The 13,179-nt window shown below is 72.6% G+C and carries 8 protein-coding genes; 4 read left to right on the forward strand and 4 right to left on the reverse strand.

Going from position 1 to position 13,179, the window contains the following annotated elements; all coding sequences use genetic code 11:
• Positions 1-772 precede the first annotated feature (772 nt).
• Positions 773-1,768: a CHAT domain-containing protein gene (locus MB828_RS23985; protein WP_301650028.1), complete on the forward strand. Its 996-nt coding sequence runs from the start codon at positions 773-775 to the stop codon at positions 1,766-1,768.
• 19 nt (positions 1,769-1,787) lie between these two features.
• On the opposite strand, the gene MB828_RS23990 is transcribed toward MB828_RS23985, so the two are convergent.
• Positions 1,788-3,098 carry an alpha/beta hydrolase gene (locus tag MB828_RS23990; RefSeq protein WP_301650029.1) on the reverse strand — a complete coding sequence of 437 codons (1,311 nt, stop codon included), beginning with the start codon at positions 3,096-3,098 and terminating at the stop codon, positions 1,788-1,790.
• A 267-nt stretch (positions 3,099-3,365) separates the two neighbouring features.
• Here MB828_RS23990 and MB828_RS23995 point away from each other — a divergent pair, with 267 nt between their 5' ends.
• Together MB828_RS23995 and MB828_RS24000 are read left to right on the forward strand one after the other, a co-directional pair.
• The gene (locus MB828_RS23995; protein WP_301650030.1) at positions 3,366-6,233 is read left to right on the forward strand and encodes a helix-turn-helix transcriptional regulator; all 2,868 of its coding nucleotides are present in this window, start codon (positions 3,366-3,368) and stop codon (positions 6,231-6,233) included.
• A gap of 109 nt (positions 6,234-6,342) precedes the next feature.
• Positions 6,343-7,968: a S53 family peptidase gene (locus tag MB828_RS24000; RefSeq protein WP_301650031.1), complete on the forward strand. Its 1,626-nt coding sequence runs from the start codon at positions 6,343-6,345 to the stop codon at positions 7,966-7,968.
• 126 nt (positions 7,969-8,094) lie between these two features.
• Here MB828_RS24000 and MB828_RS24005 read toward each other — a convergent pair whose 3' ends face one another.
• Positions 8,095-8,991 carry a polysaccharide deacetylase family protein gene (locus MB828_RS24005; protein ID WP_301650032.1) on the reverse strand — a complete coding sequence of 299 codons (897 nt, stop codon included), beginning with the start codon at positions 8,989-8,991 and terminating at the stop codon, positions 8,095-8,097.
• A 348-nt stretch (positions 8,992-9,339) separates the two neighbouring features.
• Here MB828_RS24005 and MB828_RS24010 point away from each other — a divergent pair, with 348 nt between their 5' ends.
• Positions 9,340-10,686 carry a GH25 family lysozyme gene (locus tag MB828_RS24010; RefSeq protein WP_301650033.1) on the forward strand — a complete coding sequence of 449 codons (1,347 nt, stop codon included), beginning with the start codon at positions 9,340-9,342 and terminating at the stop codon, positions 10,684-10,686.
• A gap of 68 nt (positions 10,687-10,754) precedes the next feature.
• Here the strand turns inward: MB828_RS24010 and MB828_RS24015 are convergent, their stop codons facing one another.
• Positions 10,755-12,074 (reverse strand): helix-turn-helix domain-containing protein, encoded by a 1,320-nt coding sequence (locus MB828_RS24015; protein WP_301650034.1) that lies wholly within the window; start codon positions 12,072-12,074, stop codon positions 10,755-10,757.
• Between the two features lie 152 nt (positions 12,075-12,226).
• The gene (locus tag MB828_RS24020) at positions 12,227-13,018 is read right to left on the reverse strand and encodes a hypothetical protein (RefSeq protein ID WP_301650035.1); all 792 of its coding nucleotides are present in this window, start codon (positions 13,016-13,018) and stop codon (positions 12,227-12,229) included.
• Between the last annotated feature and the right edge of the window lie 161 nt (positions 13,019-13,179).

Below are 13,179 nucleotides of genomic sequence, written 5' to 3' on the forward strand. Positions count from 1 at the left end.
CTGTCCACTCGATCCTGGCCGGAGCGCGAGGACTTCTTGAGGCAGGAATACCCACACCTCATCACGGCGGATGAACAAACGGCTCTCGATATCGCGCGTGCCCTGTATCCCGAAGCGGCTGCGCTCAGTGAGCTCTCCACCCTCCTCACTGTTGCCTCAGAACATGGCCTCGACCAAGTACTGGACGAGGGGAGGTCCTTCCACACCGCTGCCGACCTGCTGAGGCAGTGGATCGCGGCCCCCTCGTGGCCCGAAGACCTGGAGTTCCTCCGAGACCACCCCCAGCTCACCTCCGACCCCATCGTCCCGAGCTTGCTGTCGGCCAACGCCCAGTCCCCAACGGCCCGCCAGCACTTGGGCATCCTGCTCCTCACCCAGCTGCTCTCGATCCCGGACATCTACGACGCCGTGGTCGACTCCACAACAGCGGTCGACACGGCCATGCGCTTTGTGGAGAAGGGCCAGCCAGAGGGCCTGCACCCACTCCTCTTGGCCGCCCCCGGCCTCGCCCGCATGCCGTTCGTGACGCCCTACCTCGTCGCCGTGCAGCACCTGTTCGCAACAACAGACGACGAGGAGCAGGAGAACAGCCCGAGCCTCAGCGAACTTATCGCATTGGCCGCTGAACAGGGCTCCGAAGTGCAGCGCGGCGCCGGCGCCGGCCGTCTTCGCTCCCTCGCACGGCACCGCCCCGAACACGCTGCCACGCTGCTCCAGCTCGCCGACGCCCTCGCCGCACCCGTACAGGCCAACTCGGCGGAAGCACCCACCGATGCCGGATGACCCTCCCGGTCACGGCACCGACGCCCCCGATCTGACGGCCGCGGAGATGACTCACCTCGCCAATCTCGGCGCGTGCGTCCGCTCCGCCCCCGGATACCGGGCCGTGCAGGAGGCGCTGGACGCCGCCCTGGCCGCGGCGTCCCGGCACCGGCAGGACGGCGTGAGCTGGGTCGCGATCACCCGCGCTCTCGGAGTTTCCGAGGCGGAGCTCCGGCATCGTATGGAGGAGACCGCGGGCAAGGCGCACGAGCGGCCACGCCCTCCGGTGTCACCGCCCAGCATCGACACCGGGCCAGCTCACGGCCGTCCACCATCCTCCGGCACGACCGTGTCCCTGAACCAGCTCTTCTCCCACTCTCGCGCCGCCCTGGCCTCCCAGCACGCCACGTTCTCGCCGCGCCTCCCCGTTCATGACGCCCTCGCCCCCCTCGGTGTAGCCGGCCGTGTGCTGTTCCTCTCCGGTGACCCGCGGCCCGGGCGCAACGACTTCGGGTCCGAAGCCGCTTGCATTCGTCAGTCCCTCGTCGGCAGCCTCGTCCGGGTGCGGGAGATGGCGGCGGTCGGGCTGCCGGAGATCTGTCCGGCACTGGACGAGCACACCCCCGCGATCCTCCACATCGCGGCGCACAGTTCCTTCGGCGGCGTTCACCTCACCCAGGACGGAGGCGGCCTCTGCAACGCCCATACGGACCTGTCCACGCAGATAGCCCGCGCCCGCTTCCCGCCCCGCCTGGTCGTCCTGAACCTGTGTGACTCGGCTCTGCTGGCCGCTCAATTGTCGAAGACGATCGCCACCGTCGTCGGCTGGGCCCACGCTCTTGACGATCGTCAGGCCCAGGTCTTCACGCGGCAGTTCTACCGCTCCCTCAGTGGCCGGCGTTCCGTCGGTGACAGTTGTGAGGACGCGGAGGCCGCGCTGTCCGGCCCGCACCCGGAGTGCCCACCACCCGAGTCGCACGGTGACACCGGGAGTTCGGTTCTCTGAGCGGGGCGCGGGTTGGAGATCAGCGGTGTGTCGTGGCTGTCGGCCTTGGTTCTGTGCCCTCCGCGCGGAGGGAGGCTCGGTCGGGGGTCGGGCTGGGGGTGGGGGTGGGGGTGGGTGTGGGGTGTTTCTTGGTGTGGTGGCGGGGGACGACGTCCTGCGGGAAGGTCAGCTGGCCGTTCATCCACTTCAGTGCGGCGGGCATTTCGCGGACCCAGGTGGGGAAGTTGTGGCTGCCGGACTCGGGCAGTATCGACACGACCCGCATGGGGGCCCGGACGGCCTTGATGAAGGCCTGGGTCTCCGGGTAGCCCTTCTCGCCGTGCTTGCTGTTGGCGACCAGGACGGAGACCTGCGGGACGGGGAGGTGCTTCAGGCGCCACATCAGGTCGTGGCCGTCGACGCGGGCCTGGCGGCCGGGGCCGCTGCCGAAGAGGTTGCCGGTGGTGGGGTCGTCCTTGACCCGGTAGTCGGGCGACAGCGCGGCGGCCGTGGTGTAGACGCCGGGGTTGCGCATGGTGAGCTGGAGGGCGCAACTGCCGCCCGAGGAGTAGCCCATGACGCCCCAGGCGCTGGCGTCGTGGCCGGCCCGGTAGACGGACCTGATCGCCTCCGGCAGGTCCTTGGCGAGGAAGGTCTCGGTCTGCGGTCCGCCGGGGACGTCCACGCACTCGGTGTCGCGCGGCGGGGCGATGGTGGGCCGGATCATCACCATGATCGTCGGCTGCATCTGGCCCTTGCTCTGGAGTTCGCCCGCGGTCTGCGAGACCCGCAGGTACTGGGCGAGGTTGAAGATGCTGCCCGGGTAGCCGCTGAGCGCGACGATCACCGGGAAGCGCATCCGGTGGTAGGCCTTCTGGAAGTACTGCGGCGGCAGGTAGACGAAGGCCGGGTCGACCACGCCGGTGCGCCGGCCGATGACCTTGACCGACTCCACCCGTCCGACGGCCGCGGCCGGACCGTTCGGCAGTCCGCTGACCCGGCGCAACTGCTCGTCGCCCGCGGGCTGTACGAGCGCCGCCCCGTGGACGCTGCTGATGCCGTTCACCGAGCCGTTGCCGTTCCCGCCGGCCGCCTGGGTCACGCCGACGGGGGCGGTGTCGACGTTGCCGAACAGTTCGTTCCACGAACCGAAGAACTGGTACGACGAGTTCACCGCGCACGCGAACGCCGCGACGATCGTCACCTGGGTGACGCCGATCGCCCCGAGCCGGCCCAGCACCTGCCACAGTCCCGGTTTGGCGAACCGTGGCCACAGCCAGACCAGCAGCGCCACACACAGGGCGGCGAGCGCCACCATCGCGTATACGGTCGTTCGACTGGTCAAACCCATGTCGTCAGTCCTGACTTCCCTGCCTGTGCACATTGCTTACGCACAGGAGGAGGGCCGGAGAGCCTTCCTCGTTCCGTAACGACGGTTTCAGGAGAAAGTCATTGCCTGTTCCTTTATGTCACACCTGTGGCCTTACCCGTGTCACACCTGGGGTCTTACCGGGTCGGTCCGCCGGTGGTGGCGCCCTTCGTGTGACGGGTGTCATGTGCCGGGTGACCGGTGTCATTGACAGAGCGATCATCGAAGGTTTGTCATGAACACATGTTCATGACCGGGCGCCGTGCGCTGCTCGACGCCGCCCGGGCCCAGGCCGCGACACGCCCCGGAGTGCTCCTGCACGGCCCCGCCGGCATCGGCAAGTCCACCCTCCTGACGGCCCTGGCCGCCGACGCCCCGCCGGACGGCACCGTACTGCGCTGCTCCCCCACCGAGGCGGACACCCGACTTCCCTTCGCGGCGCTCGTCGACCTGTTCGCACCGGTCCCGGAGAGCTGCCTGGCGGCCCTGGAGCCCGAGCCCGGGGCGGCGCTGCGGGCGGCCCTGCTGCGCGGTCGCGAACCGGCGGACGGCCGGGGCCTGCTCGCCGTGCGCGTCGCCGTCCTCGACACGCTGCGCGCGCTGGCCGCGGCCGGCCCCGTCCTGCTGGTCGTCGACGGACTGCAGTGGCTCGACGAACCGACCGCCGAGGCGCTCGCCTTCGCCCTGCGCCGCCTCGAAGGCCACGGCGTACGGATGCTCGCCGCCGAGCGGGTGGCGGACGGCGGGCAGGCCGAGCGGCTGCGCTGCTGCCCGCCGGGCACCGTCGAACTCCCGGTGCCGCCCCTGACGGACGACGAGACGGCCCAGCTGGTGCGGACCGCCCTCGACACCGACCTGCCCCCGGCACTGCTGCGCGCGGTCCAGCACACGGCGGCCGGAAACCCCCACTACGCGGTGGAGTTGGCGCGGGCCGCGCTCAACGCCCGGACATCGGCCGGTTTTCCGGAGGCGCCGCCCGTACCCCCGAGGCTGCGCGATCTCCTGCTGGGGGAGGCCCGTGCCCTGCCCACGGCGGTACGGCACACCCTGCTGGTGGCGAGCGCCGCCGCCCGTCCCAGCCTCACCCTGCTGCGCGCCGCCGGGCTCCCCGACCCCGCCGGAGACCTCGCGCAGGCGGAACGGCTCGGCATCGCGGCGGCCGACGCCGACGGAATCGTACGGTTCCAACACCCCGCGCTGCGGGCGGCCGTACAGGCGGACGCCCCCGAGCACGGCCGCCGGAACGCGCACGCGCTGCTGGCCGGGGCGGTGACCGCGCCGGTGGAACGGGCCCGGCACCTCGCGCTCGCCCGCCCCTACGAGGACGAGGACACCGCCCGCACCCTGGTGTCGGCGGCCGCCGTCGCCCGCCGCGACGGCTCTCCCGGCGCCGCGTTCGAGCTGGCCGCGCTCGCCGTCCGCCGCACCCCCGCCGGCCTTCCCGCCGCACGCGCCGAACGGCTGCTGGCCGCCGCCGAGTACGCCTGCGACGCCGGACGGCCCGAGGAGGCGGCGGAGGCCGCCGGCGCGGTGCTGGCCGGGTCGGACTCCGCGCCACGGCGGGTGCGGGCCCGGCTGGTCCTGCTGCGCGGCGCCGGACAGGCCCTGGAGGGCGCCGGGGACCTCATCGAGGAGGGCCTGCTGGACGCGGCCGGTGATCCCGGCGCCGAAGCGGTCCTGCACCACTGGGCGGCCGTACGGGGGCTGCTGTGCGGGGAGTTGGCGCAGGCCGCCCGGCACGCCCGGCGGGCCGCACGGCAGGCCGCGGCCGTCGGCGACACGGACACCGGGGTCGGGGCGCTCGCCACCCTCGCCCGGGTCCGGTCGCTGGGCGGCCGGCCGGACGCCGCCGACGCCGCGCTGGCCGAGGCCCTCGCGCTGGCCGGCGGCGCCGACGCCGGGCCGGAGAGCCGGCGGCTGGTCCGGATGCGGGCGATCCTCGCCCTGGACTCCGACCGGGTGACCGAGGCCCGCGACCAGGTCGTCCGGCTGCTGGCGGCGACCGGCGACGCGGCGGGGGCCGAGGAGGCGCTGGCGACCCGGGTGGCGCTGACCCGGATCCAGGTCCGCGCCGGGCACTGCCGGGAGGCGCTGCACACCGCGGCGCACTGCTCGCGCACCATGGCCGAGGCGGCTCCGGCGCTGTACGCGGCGGCGCTCGCCGCGACCGCGGGCGGCACCGCCGACGAGGCCCGGCGGCTGGCCGCGCGGGCGGTCCGTGCCTCGGAGGCGGACGGCGACCGGCTGTTCCTGCTGCGCGCGCTGGCGGTGCTGGGGCAGGCCGAACTCCTCGGCGGCGATCCCCGGGGGGCCGCGGCCGCGGTCGAGGCACTGCAACGCGTCAGGGAACTCGGCGAGGCCATGTGCGCCGCCGACCCGCCGCTGCTGCACTGGTACGCCGACCTGGCGGAGGCGCTGGTCGTCCTGGGCGAGACCGACGCGGCCGGGGAGGTGCTCCGCGACGCCCGGGCGCGGCTGGCGGAGGGTGCGCCCGGCAGCGTACTGGCGGCGCTGGAGCGGGCCGAGGGCCTGCGCGAGGCGGGTCTCGGCCGGGCGAAGGAGGGGGCGGTACGGCTGCGCACCGCGGTCGACCGGCTGCGCCGGCTGCCGCTGCCGGTCGAGCTGGTACGGGCCCTGATCGCGCTCGGCGCGGTGGAACGCCGGGCCCGTCGCCGGAACGCGGCACGCGCGGCGCTGGCGGAGGCGCTGGAGACGGCCCGCCGGATCGGCGCGGCCCCGCTCGCGGCCCGCGCCGGGGACGAACTGGCCCGGCTGGACGCGGGTGAGCGGGGCGGCGAGGCGGGCGGGCCCGAACTCACGCCCACGGAGGCCCGGATCGCCGAACTGGTCGGCGGCGGGGCGACCAACAGGGAAGTCGCCGCCGAGCTGTTCATCAGCGTGAAGACGGTGGAGGGGGCGCTGTCCCGGGTCTACCGCAAGTTCGGGGTGCGCTCCCGCACGGCGCTCGCCCACGCGATGGCGGTCGCGGTGATCGCGTCCGGGGCGGCGGCCGTCGACACCGGCGACGACGACCAGGCGCGGTCCACCGCACAGGTCATGACGATCAGTCAGCAGGTCCGCACCCGCGCTCCGCGCACCCTTGACACCCGCGGTTAACACGCAACGCAAGGGTTCCCCCGCTTATGGGGGCGGGGCCGGAGTTCCTACGGTGAAGCCGTTCCGTTCCGGGACACTCCCCAACCCCCCACCCCACCGGAGGACTTCGGTGAAGTCTCGCCTGAAACTGCTCGGCCTGGTCGCCGCGCCGGCCCTCGTCTCGGCCGTCGTGCCCGCCGCCTACGCGGCCGACGCCCCGCACACCGCGCGTGCCGCCGTCGCCGGGGACGTCCTGCCCGGTCTGAAGCAGGACGCCGCCCGCACCGGCAAGGTCGCCGCGGACAAGCGCATATCCGTGGCGATCAGCCTGGCCCCCAGAGGCGGCACGGCCCTGGACACCTTCATCGCGAAGGTCAGCGACCCGCACTCCGCCTCCTACGGCCACTATCTGACGAAGGGCCAGTTCGCGGCCCGCTTCGGCCGGACCGACGCCGAGGTGAAGAAGCTCAAGGACTACCTGCGTTCGCAGGGTGTGACCGTCGGCAAGGTGCACTCGGGCAACCTGCTGGTCGACGCCAGCGGCACCGCCGTCCAGCTCCAGAAGGCCTTCGGCACCGAACTGTCGACGTGGAAGGACAGCACGTCGGGCCGTTCCTTCTACGCCAACGACAGCGCGCCGACCCTGCCGTCCTCGCTGGCCTCGATCGTCAGCGACGTGGCGGGCCTCAACAACCGGGTCCAGCTGCACCACCAGGCGACCCCGCACACCGTCTCCCCGCACGACGGCCCCGGCGGCGGCTACACCCCGGCCCAGCTCAAGGGCGGCTACAACGTCTCCAGCACGTACACCGGCAGCGGCCAGAAGATCGCGCTGATCGAGTTCGACGGCTTCCAGCAGTCCAACATCACCAAGTACGACACCAACTACAGCCTGGGCTCGCCCACTCCGACCGTGTCCAAGGTGGACGGCGGCTCCGGCTCGCTGGGCGACGGCCAGGTCGAGGTCGAGCTGGACATCGAGGTGCTGCACGCGATCGCCCCGAAGGCGAACGTGACGGTCTTCGAGGGCCCCAACTCGGACGCCGGCGAGGTAGACACGTACCAGGCCATCGTCGACAGCGGCATCCCGACCACGTCGATCAGCTGGGGCGCCGCCGAGTCCGCGCGCACCACCTCCAACATCAACGCGGTGGACGCGGTCTTCAAGGCGGGCGCCGCGGAAGGCCTCGGCTTCTACGCGGCCTCCGGCGACGACGGCTCGGACGACGCGGGCAACGGCGGCACCTCCGTCGACTACCCGGCCAGCGACCCGTACGTCACGGGTGTCGGCGGCACCAAGCTGACCGTGACCTCCGCGAACGCCTGGAGCAAGGAGGTGGCCTGGTCCGGCGGCGGTGGCGGCAAGTCCTCCGTCTTCAAGATCCCCAGCTGGCAGACCGCGGTCCAGAAGAGCGCCGGCGGCGGCTACCGCCAGGTCCCGGACGTCTCGGCGCACGCCAACCCGAGCCCCGGTGTCTCCATCTACTCGCAGGGCTCGTGGTCCTCGGTCGGCGGCACCAGCGCGGCGGCCCCCGAGTGGGCGGCGTTCGCGGCCCTCTACAACCAGCAGGCCGCGGCGAAGGGCAAGGCCAACCTCGGCTTCGCCAACCCCGCCCTGTACACGGCGAGCGGCACCGGCTTCCACGACATCACCAGCGGCAGCAACGGCGCCTACTCCGCGGCCTCCGGCTGGGACTTCACCACCGGCTGGGGCTCGTACAACGCCACCACCCTGGCCACCAAGCTCCTCGGCTGACCCCGCCGGTACCCCACCGCCCCGCTGCGCACCGGACGAACTCCGGCCCGCGACGGGGCGGTTCCGGCTTGCCGGGGCCGAGCAGCACGCGCTCCGTGGGCTCGGGGACACCGGGACACCGGTACGTCAGTGCACGGCGTCCGAGAGGCGGGTGAACGTGTGGCCCGCTGCCAGCAGGCGGGGGACGGCGGCGGTGACGCCCTGGGCCGTGCCGCCCTCGGGGTGGTTCATGTGGCAGATGACGACCGAGCCGGCGGGTGCGGAGCCCACGGTCGTACGGACCTGTTCGGGGCTGAAGGTGGCGCCCGCGTCGCCGTTGACCGAGAAGCCGGTGAACCGTTCGCCCAGCGCGGTGACGATCCTGGCCGCGACGTCGTCGCAGTACGCGGTGCCGGAACGGAAGAAGCGCGGCGGGGTGCCCAGCAGGCGGGTGAGCTTCGCCCGGTTGCCGGCGATCTCGTCGTAGACCTCCGCGGCACTGCGGGTGCCGGGGATGCCGTAGGCGGAGCGGCCGGTGACGGAGAGGGGGAGATGGCGGGTGCCGTGGTTGGCGATCTCGAAGAGCGGTTCGCCGGCCAGGTTGCGGAAGACGGTCGGATTGGCGTCTATCCAGCGGGAGTTGAGGAACAGGGTCGCCGGTATCTCGCGCTTGCGCAGGAAGTCGATCAGGGCACGGTCGTAGCCGCTGCCACCGCGGCCACCGCAGGCGTCGAAGGTCAGCGCGATCCCCCGGTGCCCGGCGGGCAGCCTGTGCAGCACGTCGGGCGCGTCGAAGCCCCAGGTGCGGGGCACGGCGTGACCGTATGCGGTGATGATCTCGGCGCGGGTGACGGCGGACGGGGGCGAGGAGGGGGCGGAAGGGGCGGCGGAGGGCGGAGGGGCCTGCTTTCGTGCGGCGGGCGTGGCGGGGGTGGTGGGGGTGGTGGACTGCCGGGGCGTCCTGGTCGCCCGGTCCGGTGCGCCGCAGCCCGCCAGTGCTCCGCCGGCCAAAGCCGCCAGCATCATCCGCCGGCTCGTTCCCATCCGTCCCCCCACCTGCTCTGATGTGCCTCGGAAATGCTAGGCGGCGCACCATCGGCGCCTGCCCGCGCGGCGGACAAGCCTTGCCCAACAAACCTTTGTGGATCATTTGCCGCCCCCGGCTGAACCGCCGCTCCCCCGCCCCTGCACCGCCCCTCCGCCGTCCCTCCGCCGTCCTTCCGTCGCCCCTGTCCCAGCCGCATCCCAGAGGCTCCCCGTCCTCGCAGGTCACCGGTGTGTCCGTGTCCCGGCGTCCCAATCCGGGCGCCGGGCAGGGGACTTCGGGACGGTCGCTGCCAGCATGCTGCGTGCCGGGGGCGCCCCGGCCGACCAGCCGAGGGGGAACACCGGATGCGACGGAGAACGCTGCTGCAGGGCCTGACCCTCGCCGTGGCCGCTTTCCTGCCCTTGTACGGGCCCACCGCCGTGCAGGCGGCCCAGTCCGCGGCCACCGGCGTCGCGGTCTGCGGGCACACCGCCGACCAGCCCACCCTGAGCCAGGGGTCGACGGGCGACCCGACGGCCGAGGCGCAGTGCGAACTGAGCCTGGCGACGAAGCCGAGCCGGTACCCGCCGATCGCGGCGGACGGCTCCTTCGGGCCGTCGACGCGGGCCCGGGTCGAGGTGTTCCAGGCGTGTGCCGGGCTGGTCGTGGACGGGGTGATCGGCCCGGGGACCTGGGCGGCGCTGAACACCTGGGCCGCCCAGCCGCGGACCTGCGCGACCGAGGGCACGCCGGCCACGGCACAGGCGACCGTCTGCGGCCACACCGACACCCGGCCGACCCTCCAGAAGGGCGCGAAGGGCGTCGAGGTCAAGGAGATGCAGTGCCGGCTGAACCTCGCCATGGAGCCGTTCCACTACCCGCCGCTGGCGGTCGACGGCGACTTCGGGGGCGGCACCCAGGGCCGGGTCATCGAGTTCCAGAGCTGCGCGGGCCTCGGAACCGACGGTGTCGTGGGCCCCAACACCTGGGCGAGGCTGGTGGACTGGTCGAGCCGTGACACGTACTGCACGCCACCGCGTCCCGCCGGCTACCCGATCGACGGCCTGGACACCGCCAAGTACCAGCACCCGGACGGGGCGCCGATCGACTGGGACGCGGTACGGGCCTCGGGCGTCGAGTTCGCTACGGTCAAGGCCACCCGCGGCCTGAACGTCACCGACGAATACCTCGCGACCGACCTGGAGGGGGCGCGGGCGGCGGGGCTGGCCGTCGCCCCGTACCACTTCTACACGGGGTCCTCGCCCGACACGGGTGCCGCGCAGGCCGACCTGTTCATCGCCGCGGTGCGGGCGACCGGCTACACCGGGCAGCGCGCGGGCGACCTGCCGCCGGTGTTCGACCTGGAACGCATGGACGACGGCACCGGCCGCTGCCCCACCTACGGCACGGTGGACGACGCGAAGGCCTGGCTGGACCGGGTGGAGGCGGCCTTCGGCCGTACCCCGGTCATCTACACCCAGAAGTCCTTCCTGGACGACTGCCTGGGTTCGACCACCGCCTTCGCCGGCTATCCGCTGCAACTCGCCGACTACCGGCAGTCGATCACCCAGCCGCCGCTGCCCAGCGGCTCCACGACCTGGACGATGTGGCAGTACACCGACGCCGCGCTCTTCCCGGGTGTCCGGGCACCGGCGACCGCGGACGTCTTCAACGGCACCCAGGCCGACCTGGACCGGCTGGCGAACCGCTGACACCACCCCGGGATTCCGGGACCCTCGGGTACCACGGGGAAGTATCCGAGGGTTCCGGGCTCAACTGCTCAACTCTTCGCGGTCGCCTTCTCGGTCGCCTTCTCGGTCGCCTTCTCGGTCGCCTTCTCGGTCGCCTTCTCGGTCGCCTTCTCGGTCGCCTTCTCGGTGGCCTTCGGGGTGGCTTTGGGGGTCGCCGTCGGGCTCGCCTTCAGCGCCGCCTCGCAGGAGGGCCAGTCGTGGAAGTCGTGCCGGACGCTCCACAGCCGGTGGGCCGCCCTGATGTTCCAGTCCGGGTCGAAGGCCCGCCGCGGAGTACCGCCGAGGTCCCGCAGACGGGCGTCGGAGATCTGGAACACCCCCCAGTTACGGCTGCCGTTGGTGTTCGGCAGCACGTACAGCGGATCAAGGAACGACGTGCAGCGGGCGATGGCCACGGCGGTGTCGGGATCCTCGACGAACACCTCGCGGATCCGCTTCGCCACCCTGGCCGGCGACCAGGTCGTCATGGTCACCTTCTGCGCGTAGAGCGCCTCCTTGGTGGCCTCGTCGGCCATGCTGGTGGCCGGCAGCCCCGCCAGCACCTGGAAGGCGGTCAGCCGGCGCAGGGTCTCAGGACCGAAGTCCCCGTCGACGGCGAGCTTGCCCTTCGCCCGCGCCAACAGGGTCTGGACCTCGCGTACACACTCGTCGTGCTGTCCCATGCTCACGGTCCGGCACGCCGGGGAGTACAGCAGCTTGCCGCTGTCCGACGGCGAACCGTCGTCGGAGTTCATGCCGGGCAGCCAGACCAGCCCGGCCACCAGCACCACCGCGGCGACCGCCGCCAGCACCGCGACCCGCGGCGACAGTCTCTCGGGCAGCCGGGACCGCCGGGGCGCCCCCGCCGTACGGGGCTCGCCGTTACCGCCGTGTGCACCGTCCGGGCCGGTGCCGCCGCTCCCGCCGGGGGTGATGTCGTCGACCGATCCCGCACCGGGACCGGCACCGGCACCGGCTTCCGTCTTCGGTTCCGGTCCTGGTCGCGCTGTCGGTCGCGTCGCCGGCCCCGGTGCCGGAGCCGGTGCCGGTTCCGCCTTCGTCTCCGGAGCCGCCGCCGGCTCCGGCTCCGGGCTCTCCTTGACGGTCGCGGCCGGTGCGTCCCGTTCGGTGTCCGCCAGCGCCCACAGCCGGTGGAGTTCGCGAAGCTCCTCCGCACTGGCACCGCACACCTTGGCGAAGGCGTGCACCACCCGGTAGTCCGTCGGGACGCTCAGGCCGGAACAGTACCGATGCAGGCTGGAACCACTGACCCCGGCCTCTTTTCCAAGGCGGTCGTAACCCCGGCCACTGCGGTCCTTCAGCATCCGAAGGCAGGCCGCGAACTTCTCGGCATGCGGAGAGGCAACCACGCGACCACCCTTGCTCAAGCCCTACTGACGCGTAGAAGCTACACGGCCGAAAAGGACCGCGTGAGCCCTTTCGCTGCCGTAAACGAGCCAGCAACTGGCCGCTATCTGACACTATTTGACACTACGTCAATTGACTGTCCGGAGCGGTGCCGTCACCTGACGTCGACGAAATCGCCGGCCGCGGTGGCCGGGCCGGTGGTGGCGGTACCGGGGAAGAGGAAGCGGAAGTAACCGTCCGTCCTGGCCTTGGTGGTGGTCCTCAGCGTTCCGTGGCTGCCGCTGGTGACGGTCTTCAGGGTGGTGTAGACGGAACTGCCCTTCTTGCGGAACTGGAGCCGGACCGGCCGGCCCTCGTAGCCGGTGTAGGTGCCGCTCTCCCAGTTCGCGCGGGTCAGTCTGCCGGTGACCGTGAGGGTCCTGCCCTTCTTCACCGGCTCGGGCGAGGCGTTCACCGTCACGGCGGCCAGCCGCTTGACCGGCGCGGTGGCGGCGGCGTCGATCTCCGTCCAGTCGTCGGTGCTGTCCTGCGCCCCGGCGAGCACGTTCCAGCGCCCGGCCAGCGCGTTGCGGTCGAGGTCCCGGGCCGCGTCCACGCCGAAGCTCACGCGGCAGGTGGAGGTGGTGGGGTCGGTGGGCGACACCGTGCAGGTGCCCGTCGGCGGGTAGGCCGGCAGGATGCCGTCGGCGTCGTCGGTGTTGGGCCCGTGCCACAGGTAGGCCCAGGACGCGACGACGCCGTCCGGGTCGGTCGCCGTCCAGGTGATGGTGACGGTCTTCCTGGTGGTCAGGCCGAGGACGATGTCCTTGCCGCCGTTGACGACGACGTGCGAGAACGTCGTGTCACTGGGGGCGGCCCCGCTCGCCGCGCGGGCGGCTGCCGGAGACACCGGGAGGGCCAGGACGAAGGCGAGGGACAGGACGGTGACGACCGGGCGGATGCGCATGGACTCCCCCTGACGGGACGGTCGGCCCAGCCGTCTCCCACGGCGGGACCTGATGGCGTGTCACGCTGCCTAGACCCTCGAGAACGGGCGGTGGTTGCCGTTCCGTCTCGTAGGTCGCGAGCAGACCTGGTCCGGCCCAGCCCTGGAGCACTCCGGCGAGT

The sequence above is a fragment of the Streptomyces arenae genome, from assembly GCF_022343545.1.
Classification (GTDB): domain Bacteria; phylum Actinomycetota; class Actinomycetes; order Streptomycetales; family Streptomycetaceae; genus Streptomyces; species Streptomyces humi.